At 71.6% G+C, this 15,309-nt stretch carries 15 protein-coding genes; 8 read left to right on the top strand and 7 right to left on the bottom strand.

The window, feature by feature from the left end:
- The first annotated feature begins 56 nt into the window (after positions 1–56).
- From ACIBAG_RS14425 to ACIBAG_RS14400, 6 genes are all read left to right on the top strand, one after another.
- Entirely contained in the window at positions 57–1,385 is a 1,329-nt protein-coding gene (locus ACIBAG_RS14425; protein ID WP_399104736.1) for an ABC transporter substrate-binding protein, read from the top strand.
- Positions 1,382–2,356, top strand: a complete 975-nt coding sequence (locus tag ACIBAG_RS14420) for a carbohydrate ABC transporter permease (RefSeq protein WP_399104734.1) — start codon at positions 1,382–1,384, stop codon at positions 2,354–2,356. The genes ACIBAG_RS14425 and ACIBAG_RS14420 overlap by 4 nt, the downstream gene beginning before the upstream one ends.
- On the top strand, positions 2,353–3,261 hold the full coding sequence (locus tag ACIBAG_RS14415) for a carbohydrate ABC transporter permease (protein ID WP_399104732.1): 909 nt from the start codon (positions 2,353–2,355) through the stop codon (positions 3,259–3,261). Before ACIBAG_RS14420 ends, ACIBAG_RS14415 begins: the two co-directional genes overlap by 4 nt.
- Positions 3,258–4,289 carry a LacI family DNA-binding transcriptional regulator gene (locus ACIBAG_RS14410; RefSeq protein WP_399104730.1) on the top strand — a complete coding sequence of 344 codons (1,032 nt, stop codon included), beginning with the start codon at positions 3,258–3,260 and terminating at the stop codon, positions 4,287–4,289. Before ACIBAG_RS14415 ends, ACIBAG_RS14410 begins: the two co-directional genes overlap by 4 nt.
- Before the next feature lie 171 nt (positions 4,290–4,460).
- Entirely contained in the window at positions 4,461–4,811 is a 351-nt protein-coding gene (locus ACIBAG_RS14405; protein ID WP_399104728.1) for a VOC family protein, read from the top strand.
- Positions 4,812–4,910: 99 nt separating this feature from the next.
- Complete coding sequence (locus ACIBAG_RS14400; RefSeq protein WP_399104726.1) at positions 4,911–5,300, top strand: MarR family winged helix-turn-helix transcriptional regulator; 390 nt, start codon at positions 4,911–4,913, stop codon at positions 5,298–5,300.
- Positions 5,301–5,324: 24 nt separating this feature from the next.
- Here ACIBAG_RS14400 and pqqB read toward each other — a convergent pair whose 3' ends face one another.
- From pqqB to ACIBAG_RS14380, 4 genes are all read right to left on the bottom strand, one after another.
- Complete coding sequence (gene pqqB / locus ACIBAG_RS14395; RefSeq protein WP_399104724.1) at positions 5,325–6,176, bottom strand: pyrroloquinoline quinone biosynthesis protein PqqB; 852 nt, start codon at positions 6,174–6,176, stop codon at positions 5,325–5,327.
- Positions 6,177–6,340: 164 nt separating this feature from the next.
- Positions 6,341–6,742, bottom strand: a complete 402-nt coding sequence (locus ACIBAG_RS14390) for an SseB family protein (protein ID WP_399104722.1) — start codon at positions 6,740–6,742, stop codon at positions 6,341–6,343.
- 173 nt (positions 6,743–6,915) lie between these two features.
- Complete coding sequence (locus ACIBAG_RS14385; protein WP_399104720.1) at positions 6,916–8,157, bottom strand: acyl-CoA dehydrogenase family protein; 1,242 nt, start codon at positions 8,155–8,157, stop codon at positions 6,916–6,918.
- A 134-nt stretch (positions 8,158–8,291) separates the two neighbouring features.
- Entirely contained in the window at positions 8,292–9,032 is a 741-nt protein-coding gene (locus ACIBAG_RS14380; protein ID WP_399104718.1) for a Type 1 glutamine amidotransferase-like domain-containing protein, read from the bottom strand.
- Positions 9,033–9,239: 207 nt separating this feature from the next.
- Here ACIBAG_RS14380 and ACIBAG_RS14375 point away from each other — a divergent pair, with 207 nt between their 5' ends.
- Both ACIBAG_RS14375 and ACIBAG_RS14370 read left to right on the top strand, forming a co-directional pair.
- The gene (locus ACIBAG_RS14375; RefSeq protein ID WP_399104716.1) at positions 9,240–10,634 is read left to right on the top strand and encodes a phosphoribosyltransferase family protein; all 1,395 of its coding nucleotides are present in this window, start codon (positions 9,240–9,242) and stop codon (positions 10,632–10,634) included.
- Between the two features lie 118 nt (positions 10,635–10,752).
- A complete protein-coding gene (locus tag ACIBAG_RS14370) occupies positions 10,753–11,682 on the top strand; it encodes a peptidoglycan-binding protein (RefSeq protein ID WP_399104714.1) in 930 nt (309 codons plus the stop codon).
- Positions 11,683–11,705: 23 nt separating this feature from the next.
- On the opposite strand, the gene ACIBAG_RS14365 is transcribed toward ACIBAG_RS14370, so the two are convergent.
- The 3 genes from ACIBAG_RS14365 to ACIBAG_RS14355 form a co-directional block, all read right to left on the bottom strand.
- The gene (locus ACIBAG_RS14365) at positions 11,706–12,254 is read right to left on the bottom strand and encodes a cysteine hydrolase family protein (RefSeq protein WP_399104712.1); all 549 of its coding nucleotides are present in this window, start codon (positions 12,252–12,254) and stop codon (positions 11,706–11,708) included.
- Positions 12,251–13,750 (bottom strand): purine-cytosine permease family protein, encoded by a 1,500-nt coding sequence (locus ACIBAG_RS14360; protein WP_399105422.1) that lies wholly within the window; start codon positions 13,748–13,750, stop codon positions 12,251–12,253. The genes ACIBAG_RS14365 and ACIBAG_RS14360 overlap by 4 nt, the downstream gene beginning before the upstream one ends.
- Before the next feature lie 101 nt (positions 13,751–13,851).
- Positions 13,852–15,063 carry a helix-turn-helix domain-containing protein gene (locus ACIBAG_RS14355; protein ID WP_399104710.1) on the bottom strand — a complete coding sequence of 404 codons (1,212 nt, stop codon included), beginning with the start codon at positions 15,061–15,063 and terminating at the stop codon, positions 13,852–13,854.
- Positions 15,064–15,309 lie beyond the last annotated feature (246 nt).

Below are 15,309 nucleotides of genomic sequence, written 5' to 3'. Positions count from 1 at the left end.
CAGAAGCATGGCAGGTCTTCGCAGCGGGCGAAGACCCCAGGTCAGGGGAGAGATCCATGCCCATCACCAAGCGTCGGCGGCTCCTTTTCAGAAGTGCGGCCCTCTGCGTCTCCGTCGCCCTCGGCACCACCGCCCTCGCCGCTTGCGGTTCCGAGGACGACACCGAGGCCGAGTCCGGTCCCGTCTCGCTGACGTACTGGACCTGGACGCCCGGCATGGACAAGGTCGTCGACCTGTGGAACAAGGGCCAGGGCAAGAAGGACCAGATCACGGTCACGGTGAAGAAGCAGGCGTCCGGCGACACGCTGGTCACCAAGATCCTCACCGCCCACAAGGCCGGCAAGGCGCCGGACCTGGTCCAGGCCGAGTACCAGGCGCTGCCGACCCTCGTCAGCAATGACGCGGTCGCGGACATAGCCGGTGAAGTGGGCGACGCGAAGAGCAACTTCGCCGACGGGGTGTGGCAGCAGACCACGCTCGGCACGGACGCGGTCTACGCCGTCCCGCAGGACATCGGGCCGATGATGTTCTACTACCGCGAGGACCTGTTCAAGCAGTACGGCCTGACGGTCCCCACCACCTGGGAGCAGTTCGCCGAGACCGCCCGCGCGCTCAAGAAGAAGGCCCCGGACAAGGACCTGACCACCTTCTCCGCCAACGACTCCGGTCTCTTCGCGGGCCTCGCCCAGCAGGCCGGCGCCAAGTGGTGGACCACCGAGGGCGACAAGTGGAAGGTCGGCATCAACGACGCCGCCTCCCAGAAGGTCGCCGAGTTCTGGGGCGACCTCGTCAAGGAGGGCGCCATCGACAACCAGCCGATGTACACGCCGGCCTGGAACAAGGCGCTCAACACCGGCAAGCAGATCGCCTGGGTCTCCGCGGTGTGGGCCCCGGGCACGCTGACCACGGCCGCGCCCGACACCAAGGGCAAGTGGGCCATGGCCCCGCTCCCCCAGTGGTCGCAGTCGGAGAACGTCACCGGCAGCTGGGGCGGCTCCTCCACCGCCGTCACCACGGACTCCAAGCACAAGGCGGCCGCCGCGAAATTCGCCGCCTGGCTCAACACCGACGACGCCGCCCTCCAGGCGCTGGCCAAGGAGAGCGGCATCTACCCGGCCGCCACGAACGCCCAGACCAGCGGCGCCTTCACCACCCCGCCGGCCTACTTCTCGAACCAGTCGGACTTCTACACCAAGGCCGCCGGGATCGCGAAGACCACCGCCCCGTCCGCCTGGGGCCCGAACGTGAACGTCGCCTATACGACCTTCAAGGACGCCTTCGGCAAGGCCGCCAAGGACAAGTCCGACTTCGTCGCCGCCCTGACGGCCATGCAGGACGACACGGTCGCCGACCTCGAGAAGCAGGGCTTCGAGGTCTCCGAGTGACCAGCACAAGCCGGAAGGCGTACGGGGTGAAGGGGGCCCCGTACGCCCACCCGTCTCCCACCACCACCCTCAAACGAGCGCGGAGCGCGCCCTATTTTTTCCTCCTCCCCGCGACGGTCCTCTTCCTGCTCTTCTTCGCACTGCCGATCGGCTACGCGATCTGGCTCAGCTTCCACAAGGTGAAGGTCTCCGGGCTCGGCCTCGGTTCCGGCGCCCGCAAGGAGGTCTGGGCCGGCCTGGAGAACTACACGGACGCCCTCACCGACAGCGAACTGGTCACCGGCGCGCTGCGCGTGCTCGGTTACGGCTGCATCGTGGTCCCGGTGATGCTGGGCCTCGCCCTGCTGTTCGCGCTGATGCTCGACTCCGAGAAGGTGCGGCTCGCTCCGTTCACCCGGCTCGCGATCTTCCTGCCGTACGCCATCCCCGGCGTCGTGGCCGCGCTGCTGTGGGGCTTCCTGTACCTGCCGGACGTGAGCCCCTTCTACTTCGTGCTCGACAAGCTGGGCCTGCCGCAGCCGGACCTCCTCGACGGCGGTCCGCTGTACCTCGCCCTGTCGAACATCGCCGTCTGGGGCGGCACCGGCTTCAACATGATCGTCATCTACACCTCGCTGCAGGCGATCCCTGCCGAGGTGTACGAGGCGGCCAGGCTGGACGGCGCCACACCGCTCCAGATCGCGCTGAAGATCAAGATCCCGATGGTGGCGCCGTCCCTGGTGCTGACCTTCTTCTTCTCGATCATCGCGACGCTCCAGGTGTTCAGCGAGCCGACCACCCTCAAGCCGCTCACCAACTCCGTGTCCACGACGTGGAGTCCGCTGATGAAGGTGTACCAGGACGCCTTCGGCAAGGGCGACATCCACGCGGCGGCCGCGCAGGCCACGATCATCGCCCTGGCCACGCTGCTGCTGTCCTTCGGCTTCCTGCGGGCCGCCAACCGTCGCAACAAGCAGGAGGCAGCGCGATGAGCTCCCTCGCCGTCGGCAAGGCCGACACGGCCGCCGGCATCACGCCCGGCACCGCCCGCAGCCGGCCGCCGCTGCGCCGCCGGATCGCGCTGATTCCCACGGTCACCCTGCTGCTCGGCGCGATCTACTGCCTGCTGCCCGTGGCGTGGGTGGTGATCGCGGCGACGAAGTCCGGCAGTGAGCTGTTCTCCACGTTCACCTTCCTCCCGGGCACGGGTTTCGCGGACAACCTCTCGGACCTCAGCGCCTATCGGGACGGCGTGTACTGGCAGTGGATGGGCAACTCGGCCCTGTACGCGATCCTCGGCGCCCTGCTGTCGACGGCCGTCTCCGCGTTCAGCGGCTACGCGCTGGCCGTCTACCGCTTCCCGGGCCGCGAGACGATCTTCGACGTCCTGCTGACGGGCGTACTGATGCCGCCGGTGATCCTGGCCATCCCGCAGTACCTGCTGCTGGCCAAGGCCGACCTGACGGACTCGCACCTGGCCGTACTGCTGCCGCAGATCCTCTCGCCGTACGGCGTCTACCTCTCGCGGATCTACGCGGCCGCGGCCGTCCCGGCCGACGTGGTCGAGGCCGGGCGGATGGACGGGGCGAGCGAGTGGCGGATCTTCACCCGGGTCGCGCTGCCGATGATGGTGCCGGGCATGGTGACGGTGTTCCTGTTCCAGTTCGTGGCGATCTGGAACAACTTCCTGCTGCCGTACATCATGCTCAGCGACGACGAGAAGTTCCCGATCACGCTCGGTCTGTACACGCTCCTGGAACAGGGCGCCAACACGCCCGCGCTGTACACCCTGGTGATCACCGGCGCGTTCCTCGCGGTGTTTCCGCTGGTCGCGCTCTTCCTGGTCATCCAGCGGTTCTGGAGCCTCGATCTGCTCTCCGGAGCCGTAAAGTCATGACCATGAGCAACACGGGGGGCCGACGCAGACCGCCGACGATCCACGACGTGGCGCGCGAGGCCGGAGTCTCACGGGGCACGGTCTCGCGCGTGCTCAACGGCGGGCACTACGTCAGCCCGGCCGCGCAGGAGGCGGTCAACGCGGCGATCCGCAGGACGGGTTACGTCGTCAACCGGCATGCCCGTTCGCTGATCACGGGGCGTTCGGACTCGATCGGCTTCCTGCTGACCGAGCCGCAGGAGAGGTTCTTCGAGGACCCCAACTTCAATGTCCTGCTGAGCGGCTGCACCCAGGCGCTCGCCTCGCACGACATCCCGCTGCTGCTGATGCTGGCCGGCACGCGGGACGAACGGCGGCGCATAACGCGGTACATCACGGCGGGCCACGTCGACGGGGTGCTGCTGGTGTCCAGTCACTCCGGTGATCCGGTGGCCGAGGAGTTGCGTGCGGCGGGGGTGCCCCTCGTCCAGTGCGGCAAGCCCATGGGGCTCGGTTCCAAGGTGAGTTACGTGGCCGCGGACGACCGGGACGGCGCCCGTGACATGGTGCGCCATCTGCTGTCGCTGGGCCGCCGCCGTATCGGCATGGTGAGCGGCCCGCTGGACACCCCGGGCGGTGTCGATCGCCTCGCCGGCTACAAGGAGGTGCTCACGGAGGCGGGCGTCGAGGTCGACGAGCGGCTCATCGTCTCCGGCGACTACAGCCGGGCCAGTGGCGAGGCGGGCGCCGACCGGCTGCTGGCGCAGGTCCCTGACATGGACGCGTTGTTCGTGGCGTCCGACCTGATGGCACAGGGCGCCCTGGCCGCGCTGCGCCGGGCGGGCCGCCGGGTGCCCGAGGACGTGTCGGTGGGCGGTTTCGACGACTCCGTCGCGGCGACGGAGGCCACCCCCGCCCTGACGACGATCCGCCAGCCCTACGACCGGATCAGCGCCGAGATGGTGCGGTTGCTGCTGGCACAGATCGGCGGCGAGGACCCGGCTGCGGTGATCCTGCCGACGGAGCTGGTGAAGCGGGAGTCGACGTAACGGCGTCACGGCACAAGCGGGCCCGCGAGGGTGCGCCGCACGGTGATGCGGCCGTCGGCGCGCCCTCGACAGGTGATCGGTCAGGAATCGAGAAGTCCGGTGCCGCTCCCCCGTCCTAGCGTGAAGCCACCGACGAAACACGTCGGACCGCACGTCACCCAGGAGGACGTCATGACCGCCGGACTCAACACGATCATCTACCCCGTCAAGGACCTCGACCGGGCAAAGGCCCTGTTCACCGCCCTGCTGGGCACCGAACCGTATGCGGACGAGCCGTACTACGTCGGCTTCAAGGACGCCGGACAGGACGTCGGCCTCGACCCCAACGGGCACACCAAGGGCATGACCGGCCCGGTCCCCTACTGGCACGTGACCGACATCAGGGCGACCCTGGCGGCCCTGCTGGAGGCGGGTGCGGAGACGCTGCAGGACGTGAAGGACGTCGGCGGCGGCAGGCTGATCGCGTCCGTGAACGACGCCGACGGCAATCTCGTCGGGATCCTGCAGGACCCGGCTGCCTGAGCCCGCCCTGTCGGGCAGGCGTGGCTCGATCAGGCGTTCGCTTGCGCATGCACTAGTTGCACACTCAATGAATGGCCGAATCGGTGCTACCGTGCCGGTATGGCAGCGAAAACGGCCGGCGCGGGGCTCGAGGAACGGTGGCGGGACATCCTGTCGGTGCACGCGCGCACCATGAACGAGATCGACCGCGTGCTGCACCCGCACGGGCTGGGCGCGAGCGACTTCGAGGTGCTCGACATCCTCGCGTCCACCACCCCCCGGGAGGGCGACCAGTGCCGGGTGCAGAACCTCGTGGGGCGGGTCCATCTCAGCCAGAGCGCCCTGTCCCGGCTCATCGGCCGGCTGGAGAAGGACGGCCTGGTGGAGCGTTCCATCTGCGCGGAGGACCGGCGCGGGGTGTACGTCACCCTCACCCGCAAGGGCCGTGACCTGCACGCCGACGTCCTGCCACTGCAGCGCGACGCGCTGGCCCGGATGCTGGGCTCCTGACGCCGCAGTGCGCAGGCAGAGCGGCTAGAGCACGAACTCCGCCCCGTCCGGGAGGACTTCGGCACCCGCCTCCGACACCTGTGCGCGGGCCGCCGAGGCGGGGTCGAGCAGGGGATTCGTGTCGGCCAGATGGGTGTAGATCCGGCGGGCGTGCGGATGGCGGGTCAGGGCGGTGAGGCTGCCGGCGGGTCCGGAGACGGGCAGATGCCGCCCGGCCCGCGCCGCCTCGTCCGCCGCGAAGTGGGTGCCGTCCAGGACGACGCAGTCCGCCGCCGCGACGAGGTCGTCCAGCATCGGAGTCCAGCTCCGCACGCGGGGTGCGTACACCAGGACGCCCCCGGTGGCCAGGTCCTCGATCCGGTAGGCCGTCACCCAGCGGCCGTCCCTCGCCCGGCCCGGCACGTATGCCGGCGGCTCCCCCGTGACGGGGTGCGCCGTGACGACCAGGCCGCCGGCCAGCACGAAACCGCCCTCGGCCAGGCTGTCCGCCCACTCCCACGGGGCATGCCGGTCGAGGGCCACCTGGGCCGGGCCCAGGGCGCCGAGCACCTCGGGAGCCGCGTACGTCTTCAGCCCCGCGGTCTCCCGGAGCACTGCCAGGCCGGCCAGATGATCGGCCTCGGCATCGGTCAGCAGGACGCCGCGCACCGGAGTGTGCCGGGGGCCTGGCCACAGGGCGGAGGCGGCCGTGAGCTGGGCGCGGATGTCCGGCGAGGTGTTCAGCAGCCACCAGTCCCGGGAGTTGCCGGTGACGGCCGCGCACTCCGGGGTGCGGGCGGGCAGCTTGCCGTCACGGGCGGCGGCGCACCGCGCGCAGGCGCAGTTCCACCGTGGGAAACCGCCTCCGGCGGCGGTACCGAGCAGGACGACCCTCAAGACGACCCCCCACCCTTTCACGTCGGCCCTCCCGGTGGGATCTTCCCTCTCCGTACGTCCGAACCACCCGGCGGCGGGGAGCAGTTCCGGCCGACCTTCACCGAGGCGCTGTGGGCGGGGATGCGTTCTGCGGGATGCGTCCTGCGGGGATGCGTCCTGTGGCGCTACGGCCGTGCCAGCAAGGTCCGTACGCCCTCCGAGGTCAGCGTCAGGGGGTGGGGCGAGCCGGCGTCTATGGTGAGCGCCAGGTCCTCGGTGGGCCACTGCGAGGCGAGTGCGCCCAGGGGGACCAGGCGGTAGCGGGAGACGAAGGGCAGCAGCGCGGCCATGGCGGGCTCGGAGGTGAACACCGGGACGGTCGGGTCGCCGCCCGGCTGCTCCATGACCGGCAGCGCCACGGTCGCGGGGTCGGCGGCGTCCTCCTCGCGGGCGTCGTCGGGCACGGGGACGAGGACGTCGCTGCTCGCGAGCCTGTCCATCGCCGCCCTGTCCTGCGTGTCCTCGGCCAGCGCGTCCAGCGCCCGGCGGGCCGGAGTGGAGGTGTAGTCGTTCGCGGGTGTGGTCATGGCGGATCCCCTGGTAGCGGCAGTCGTACGGCCCTGCTCGCGTACCCGATCCGGAGCGGGGCATTCCTATAGGCGTCCAGGGGATCGGCCGGGTGGTCGGGAGATCGAGAGATCGTTCTCAGCGGACCGATGGGATCAGGGGATCAGGGATCAGGGATCAGGGGCTCAGGGGATCAGGGGATCAACGGAATGTGGTCGGACGGCAGGCCCAGGCGGTCGCAGCCCACCCGGCGGGCGAGGGGCTCGGCCATGCCGGGGCCCACATGGGTCCAGTACGTGGCCGCGTCCCGGAAGTAGCGCTGCATCCGCTCGCCGTCGCGCGCGTGCCGGGAGCCGGCCGTGCGGAAGAGGATGTTCTGCAGGACGTCCCAGGTCATCCGGCCCGCGCTCAGGAACATGAGGGCGAGGCGGTTGTCCTCGGCGATGGTGAACGGGGCTTCCCCGGTGGCGTTGCGGCGGCAGGTCTCCATCCACTCCTCCGCGGTGCGCCGCAGCGCCGCCTCGGCCGTGTGGATCACGCCGAGGGCCTCGCCGAGGTGCCGCTGGTAGTCGTGGAGCTCGGCGCGGGTGCGGTCGGGCTCGAGGAGCAGAGGGCGGCCTGCGACGGCACGGGCGTACTCGTCGGCGGCGGCGTGGGCGGTGCCGATCATGATGGCGGCCAGCTCGCCGTGGAAGAAGCTCGGCGCACGACCGGCGTACATCGGGTTGCCGTGCAGTTCGGAGCCGGCGCTGCCGCCCTCGACGGGCAGGTCGAGCAGGCTCGCCTCACAGGTCAGGTACGCGGGGATACGGGCCTTGTCCATGTGGATGCTGTTGGAGCCGCTGCCCCGCAGGCCGAGGACGCCGTGCCAGTCGTCGAGCACCGTCCACACCGAGCGCGGGGCGACGAACAGCACCGGCGGTCCGGGCGGACCTCCGGGCCGGTCGGGGGCGCGCAGGGTCTGGCCGACGTAGTGGGTGGAGTAGGGGGCGCCGGAGGAGTACGGCCAGGTGCCGTCGAGCACGACATGGGCGTCGCCGTCGGGCTGCGCGACACCGATCGGCGCGACCGTGGAGGCGGCCCGGAAGTCGCCGTCGGCGCCGAAGATCTCGTCCTGCGCCCGCTCCCCGAAGAGTGTGGCGACCTGCAGTACGTGTGCTGCGGTCAGCGACAGCGCCCAGCCGGTGGAGGGGCAGCCGCGGGCGACCTCGGTGACCACCCGGTAGAAGGTGGGCAGCCCGAACTCGTAGCCGCCGTACCGTCGCGGCTGGAGGATCCGGTAGAAGCCGGCCCGCAGGAAGTCGTCGTGCGTGTCCTTGGGGTAGTGCGTCAGCCGTTCGGTCTCCGGCTGGCGTTCGAGCAGCACGGGCCGCAGGTTCACGGCGCGTTCGACGATGTCGCGTTCGGTGAGACCGGGCTCGGGAACGGCGATCACGATGCCTCCTGACGTGTGGGGCCGTCCGTTCGTGCCGTGATGCGTGACGCGATACGGGTGATTGAACACGGCAACCGCCGCGGGGTACCGACGGGATATCGCCAAAAGCCGGGCGCCTGGGGGCGAGAGCGTGATCAGGGGTGCCCGCGGGGCGCGGGGCGCACAACGCGGCACGGCACAGCGCGTTCCCGGACCCCTCCGCCTGGCTCGACCGGCTCCACCCGGCACACCCGCGCACCGACGGCACGCGTCACCGCCTCCGTCAGCGCGCCGTCCGTGAAGAGCGCCCCCGTTCCGTCCTCCAGGGCCCACCCGGCGGGCAGCGCTCCGCTCGCCACCGCCGAGCGGTAGGAGGGGCGGCGCCCCGGCTCGCTGTCGTAGTGCGGGCACACCGATCCCGGCAGCAGTCCCAGCCCGTCCGCCAGGGACGTCAGCGGCCCGAAGGAGTCGGTGTGCGAGGCCTCGGCCCAGCAGTTGGCGCCGGCGCTGATGCCGCACAGCAGCGTCCCGCGGTCATAGGCCTCGCGCAGCAGCCGGTCCACACCGTGCACCCGCCACACTGCCAGCAGGTTGGCGGTGTTGCCGCCGCCCACATAGACGACATCCTGGGCCAGGAGGAAGGCACGCAGCGTCGCGTCATCGAGTGTTCGCTGGAACAGGGACAGCACGGACGGCACGACGGACCGGCGCGTTCCGAAGGCGGCCAGAAACCGCTCGGTGTACGCGGGGGCGTCTCCGCTCGCGGTGGGCAGGAAGCAGACCTTGGGGCGCGGCGTGCGCGCGTGGTCCAGGAGCCAGTCGTCCAGGAGACCGTCCTCGTCGGTGGAGAAACCTCCTCCGAGGAGGGCCAGGCGGCGCGGGGCAACGTCGGACACCGGTGGGTCTCCTCTGCGGGCATGGCGAGGCGGGCAGCTGCCCGGGCACGATGCCGGGTCCAGGGCCCGGCACGCAACCGGATTCGGGCGCCTCGGCGTGCTCCCGCGCCGAGGCGCACTGTGCCTCCGGCATCTGCCTGGGGCGAACAGTCGTAGCCTGAAGAGGACGGGACAGGCTCCCGCCCTGATGGGCGCGGGAGGCGGTGTATGCGTTACGACGACCGTAGGGCGGCTGGGCGGCTGCTGGCCGAGGGGCTCGAGGAGCTGCGCGGGCAGGATGTCGTCGTGCTGGGGCTGCCTCGGGGCGGTGTGCCCGTGGCAGCCGAGGTGGCCCTGAGTCTCGGTGCCCCGCTGGATGTGCTGGTGGTGCGCAAGCTGGGCGTGCCCGGGCAGCCGGAGTGGGGCTTCGGGGCGATCGGCGAGCACGGGGTGCGGGTCCTCAACCAGGACGTGATCGACGCGGCCGGGTTGCGAACCGGTGAGCGCGAGGCCGTGGAGGAGGCCGAGCGGGGCGAGCTGGAGCGGCGTGTGCGGAGTTACCGGGGGGAGCGGGCCGCGCTGCCGGTCGCCGGGCGCACCGCGCTCGTCGTGGACGACGGACTCGCCACCGGGGCCACGGCGGAGGCGGCCTGCCGGGTCGTACGAGGTCAGGGGGCGGCCCGGATCGTGCTCGCGGTCCCGGTCGGGGCTGACCGAAGCGTCGCCCGGCTGCGGAGCGTGGCCGACGACGTGGTGTGCCCGCACACGCATCGGATCCTCGGCTCGGTGGGCGCGTGGTACCGGGACTTCGACCAGGTCACGGACGCCGAGGTGACCTCCCTGCTCGCACAGGCGGCCCACCCCGTGCCACGCCCTTCCAGCGCGCCGTCCTCGCAGGCCGAGAAGGCCGCAGAAGCTGCAGCAGTGCCCAACACACCCACACGCTCCGCGCCATCCGCATCGCCGTCGGACCGCGAGGTACTGGTCCCCGCCGCAGGCGCGCGGGTCGGCGCTCGGCTGGTCGTGCCGGACGGAGCGCCGGCGGTCGTGGCGTTCGCGCACGGCAGTGGCAGCAGTCGGCACAGCCCGCGCAACCAGTACGTCGCCACCGCCCTCAACCGCGCCGGCCTGGCCACCCTGCTGCTCGACCTGCTCACCGAAGACGAGGCTCACGACCGGCACAACGTCTTCGACATCCTGTTGCTGGCCCGGCGCCTGCACGCCGCGTCCGTGTGGCTGCACGATCAAACCGGACTGCCCGTCGCCTACTTCGGCGCCAGCACCGGAGCGGCCGCAGCGCTGGAGGCCGCCGCACTGTCCGGCTCCGGGGTCCGCTCGGTGGTCTCCCGTGGTGGCCGCCCCGATCTGGCGACCCCGGCCGCACTGACCCGCCTGCGGGCGCCGACCCTGCTCATCGTCGGCAGCCGCGACACCCAGGTGCTCAGTCTCAACCGCCTGGCGGCCGACCGGATGCACTGCGAGCACCGGATCGCGGTCGTCCCGGGCGCCACCCATCTCTTCGAGGAGCCCGGCACGCTCACCACTGTGGCCGAGCTGGCCCGGGACTGGTTCACCGCCCACCTCGACCGGCCCGGCACGGGGACGCCACGCCGTTCCGCGTAGCCCGGGGGCTCGTTCCCGACCGTCCGGAGGGCGTGGTTCCGTCGATTCCCGGGCCCATGGAGATTGCGTGCAGAAGATCTGTTTAAATTCCGAACATCTGCACGGAGAGGGACCCCACGTGAGCGAATCGAACGGCCCCGTCTGCCCCGAGTGCGGCATGCCCCGGGCAGCGGACGGGACACCGGCCTGCTCGTGCGGCCGGCTAGCGTCCGACGCCCGTCGCGAGACACGCACCGCGGAGGCGGCCGCCGCGGAGGACTTCGATCCGGTGCGGATCCGGCCGTTCGTGGAGCTGGATGACGGCCCCGGGACGGATCGGGTCGAAACGCCGCAGCGAGCAAGGGAGTCGACGGCTGCGGACGCTCTGCCCACATCCCCGGACGCCGCGGAGACACCACCGGGCCATGCGTCGCTCCTCGAAGGGGATACAGACGCGGACGAGGCGCCGGCCGCGGACACGGAGGACGGTCCCCGGCGCAGGCGGCGCGCTCTCCTGCTCACCGGAGCGGGCGTCACCGTGGTCGCGCTGCTGACGGGCGCCTTCCTGGGTGGGCTGTTCACCTACGACAGCCCGTCACGGGACGAGGCCGTGTCGGACGACATACGGGCGCCCGTCCCGGACGGTTCCGCCGAAGACGGCACCTCCCCCGAGGGCCGTTCCTCCGGAACGGCGTCGGCATCGCCGTCCCCGAGCTCGACACCATCGCCGGTCACGACCCCGGCCGACCGCTCCCCCACACCGACCGCCGTCCCGACGGCGGCCCCCTCCAGCGCGGGAACCACCACCAGCGCCGCCCCGGAACCGAGCGACGCGGAAGGACGACCCCCGGTCCTCCGCTTCGGCGACCGGGGACCGGAGGTGGTCGAACTCCAGCTCCGCCTGCGCCAGATCGGCCTCTACGGCGGTGACGCCCGCGGAGAATACGACCGTACGGTCGAGGGCGCGGTACGCACCTACCAGCTCACCCGCGTCGTCGTCACGGACGAGTCGGGCGTCTACGGCACGGCTACCCGGGCATCGCTGGAGTCCGAGACGTCGGAGCCGTGACCCCTCCGAGAGGGAAGGCGTGACTACCTCGTCGCCGCCGGCAGCTCGGCGACCGTCGTGACCCGGATCAACGGCCGGTACAGGTCCATCACCTGCAACGCCTTGGCGTGCGAGTCGTCGTCCGCACCCGCGCAGGCGTCGGCGACGACCAGCACCTCGACGCCCGCGTCGGCGGCCGCCAGGGCGGTCGACAGGACACAGCAGTCGGTGCTGACGCCGGCCAGGACCAGCCGGCCCTCCGAGGTGGCGCGACGGGCCAGTTCCGGGGTCCACTTGCCGAAGGTGGTGGTGTCGAGCACGTGCCGCGCGTGGGAGGCGAAGTCGTCCGTCAGCTGCCAGAGTCGGGCGTCCGGGGGTTGCAGGGCGAAGGGCCACTGCTCGTAGTAGGCCCGCCAGGCGCCCTCCGGCTTGTCGGGTGCCACGAAGCGGGTGAACGTCACCCGGTCGCCGAAGGCCGGCAGCAGACGCCGTACGCCCGCCGCCGCCTCGGCGTATCGAGGGGCGGCCCATGGGCTGTCGGGGTCGGCGAAGACGCGCTGCATGTCGATGACGGCGAGCAGCCCGGAGGTCATGCGGTCACCCCTTGGTCCACCGTCGGGCTCGGCGCCTGCGCCTCCTGTTCGCGGACGCGTCCGCGGCGCAGCACCAGCGTGCCGAGGAAGCCGAGCGCGAGGGCCGCGAGGACGCCGAGGTTGGCGTATGCCCAGGCGCCGGACCTGCCGCCCAGGCCCAGTGGGCCCAGCAGATAGCCCTGCCACTCCAGCCAGTTCGCCGTCGAGTTGGTGACGAGGCCCCAGCCGAGGGCGGTGGCGGTGAGGGTGAGGAGCAACGGGGTGAACGGTATGTCGCCGTAGCGGCCGGCCGGGCGGTAGAGGTCGGCCTCGTCGTAGTCGCGGCGGCGCAGGGCCAGGTCGGCGAGCATGATGCCGCACCAGGCGGCGATGGGGACGCCGAGCGTGGTGAGGAAGCCCATGAACGGGCCGAGGAAGTCGTCGGCGACGAACACGATGTAGATCGAGCCCGCGATCATCAGTACCCCGTCGAACAGGGCTGCCACGTAACGCGGCACGCGCAGGCCCGCCGAGAGCAGGGCCAGGCCGGACGAGTAGATGTCGAGGACCGCGCCGCCGACCAGGCCGAGGACTGCGACGACGGCGAAGGGGACGAGGAACCAGGTCGGCAGGATCGTCGTCAGCGCGCCGATCGGGTCGGCGGCGACGGCCTCGTTGAGCGTGCTGGAGGAGCCGGCCAGCAGCAGTCCGAAGACCAGCAGGAGCAGCGGTGCCAGCGACGCGCCGAACGCGGTCCAGCCGACCACGCCCCGGCCCGACGCGGTGCGCGGCAGATAGCGGGAGTAGTCGGCGGCCGCGTTGACCCAGCCGAGGCCGAAGCCGGTCATCATGAAGACGAGCGCGCCGATGAACTCCTGCGCGGAGCCCGCCGGTACGGCGCTGACGGTGGACCAGTGGATGTGGTCGGCGACCAGGACGACGTAGACGACGGTCAGTACGCCCGTGACCACCGTGATCACGGTCTGCAGCCGCATGATCAGGTCGAAGCCCATGACACCGACGACGACGGTCAACGCCCCCACCAGGACGAGGGCGACCACCTTGGTCTCGGTGCCGCCGCCCCAGCCGAGCCGGCCGAAGACGGTCGCGGTGGCCATGGTGGCCAGGGCGCACAGGACGGTCTCCCAACCGACGGTGAGGATCCAGGAGATCACCGACGGCAGGCGGTTGCCGCGCACGCCGTACGCGGCGCGGCCGAGCACCATCGTCGGCGCGGAGCCGCGTTTTCCGGCCACGGCCACGAACCCGCACAGCAGGAACGAGAAGACGATGCCGGCGACTCCCGCGACCAGCGCCTGCCAGAAGGAGATCCCGAAGCCGAGGGCGAAGGCGCCGTAACTGAGGCCCAGGATGGACACGTTGGCGCCGAACCAGGGCCAGAACAGGGTGCGGGGTGTGCCTTTGCGTTCGGTGTCGGCGATCACGTCGAGCCCGTGGGCCTCCACCTGGAGCTTTCGGGTCGGGGATCTGCCGTCGAGTGGGTCGGGGGATGTGATCACCCCGGCATGGTCGCACCCGCTCGCCCCGCCGGGGAAGGCGGCGGCCGATCAGCGGGACGCCGCGTGGGTGCCGGTGACCTGGCTCGGACCTCTGCGGCTCAGCCGGCGTCCGCCCGCAGCGCATGGGTGCGCAGTGCCAGCAGGGCCTCGAAACGGAAGCGCGGGTCCCCGAGCCGGTCGCCGAACAGTGTCTCCAGCTGGCGCAGGCGCTTGCGGGCGGTCTGCGGGTGGATGCCCAGCGCCTGGGCCACCTCGGGAGCCGTACGTCCCCAGGACATCAGCAGGGCGTCCAGGGTCTCGGCGAGCCGGACGGCTCTTCCCCGGGGCAGGTCCGCGAAGACGCCCAGCACCCGCCGCCCGAGCAACTGCCCGATGGGGGCGCCCCGCAGCAGGTGCAGCTCGGCCAGCTCGTCGTCGACGCGCAGGAAAGCCCCGTCGTCCGGTACCGCCGGCAGATCCGCACGACGGTCGATGGCGAGGCGGGCACACTGCAGGGACAGCCACGCCTCGTGCGGGGGAACGGCCGGGCCCACGACGGCGACACGGCCCCGTGCGGCGTCCCGCACCCGCTCGAGGAGCCCGCTCGTCTCCGGTCCGGGCACGATCAGGACGAGGTCGCTCCCCCGGCCGAGGGAGAGCAGTTCACCCTCCGCGCCGAGCAACGGGAAACGGCCCGCCGACCGTACGACCACGCACGCGACGGCGTCCGGCAGCGCCCACCGGGCATGCTCGGCCAGCGGTCCGAGCGGTGCGCGCTCCTGCCCTCGCGGCGGCTCCAGCAGCCGCTCCACCAGGGCCCGGCGGGCGCGCTTCACCTCGCCCTCCGAGCGCAGCTGCGCCGCGAGGAAACCCTTCACCGACTCGTTGGACAGGGCGTTGATGTGGATCAGCACGGCTTCGTGCAGGGTCAGGACGGTGCCGGGCGGCAGCGAGTTCTCCTGCGCGAACTCGGCGTAGCGCCGGCTGCCCACCCGTGCGCCGACCCGGAAGGCGGCCTGAATGGCGTCCGTCGTCCGGCCGTTGAGGAACTCGATGCGGCCGAGGTGCCGGAAGTGGTGGAGGTGGTGGTCCTGGGCACTGTCGGGGTGCTCGATCAGCTCCGCGAACTGCAGCACGGCCCGGCGGATCGACTCGGTCAGGTCGCGGCCGAGGGCGGAGTCGAGCGGTCGGCGGTATGCGGGCACCTCCTCACGGATCGCCCTGGTCATGTCGCCGACGATGTGCTCGGCCCGGGAACGGATCAGCGCGGCGAGCACCGGGGGCAGCTCGTGCCAGGGCTGACGCGTGAACGTCTCGGCCTGTGCCGTCATCGCGTGGCTCCGTCTCGGGCGTGGGGTGAGGGTGGCGTGCGCGGGCGGGGCGCTTGCCGGCGACGGGGGGCGGTGGTGCGCACAGGAGCTGCCCCTGGTGAGGCACAGCTCGGCAAAAGTGTCACGCCCATGACACCTTTCTCGCCTCCCTCCACGGCTCTCCTGGTCGGCTCCCGCGGGCGACGCGAGTGTGGACCCGACGTTACGCGCCAGTAGCTTCCGTGTCTCGCCCTTGTGACAAGGCTC

It is taken from the genome of Streptomyces sp. NPDC051243, assembly GCF_044455405.1.
Classification (GTDB): Bacteria; Actinomycetota; Actinomycetes; order Streptomycetales; family Streptomycetaceae; genus Streptomyces.
Note: the sequence above shows the minus strand (reverse complement) of the source record. Positions and strands in the feature narration are given on the sequence as shown.

Excerpts from the sequence above, each read along its gene's own strand:
- ACIBAG_RS14410 (WP_399104730.1), top strand. The coding sequence starts at position 3,258 with ATGACCATGAGCAACACGGGGGGCCGACGCAGACCGCCGACGATCCAC.
- ACIBAG_RS14405 (WP_399104728.1), top strand. The coding sequence starts at position 4,461 with ATGACCGCCGGACTCAACACGATCATCTACCCCGTCAAGGACCTCGAC.
- ACIBAG_RS14425 (WP_399104736.1), top strand. The coding sequence starts at position 57 with ATGCCCATCACCAAGCGTCGGCGGCTCCTTTTCAGAAGTGCGGCCCTC.
- ACIBAG_RS14390 (WP_399104722.1), bottom strand. The coding sequence starts at position 6,742 with ATGACCACACCCGCGAACGACTACACCTCCACTCCGGCCCGCCGGGCG.
- ACIBAG_RS14375 (WP_399104716.1), top strand. The coding sequence starts at position 9,240 with ATGCGTTACGACGACCGTAGGGCGGCTGGGCGGCTGCTGGCCGAGGGG.
- ACIBAG_RS14355 (WP_399104710.1), bottom strand. The coding sequence starts at position 15,063 with ATGACGGCACAGGCCGAGACGTTCACGCGTCAGCCCTGGCACGAGCTG.
- ACIBAG_RS14400 (WP_399104726.1), top strand. The coding sequence starts at position 4,911 with ATGGCAGCGAAAACGGCCGGCGCGGGGCTCGAGGAACGGTGGCGGGAC.
- ACIBAG_RS14415 (WP_399104732.1), top strand. The coding sequence starts at position 2,353 with ATGAGCTCCCTCGCCGTCGGCAAGGCCGACACGGCCGCCGGCATCACG.
- ACIBAG_RS14365 (WP_399104712.1), bottom strand. The coding sequence starts at position 12,254 with ATGACCTCCGGGCTGCTCGCCGTCATCGACATGCAGCGCGTCTTCGCC.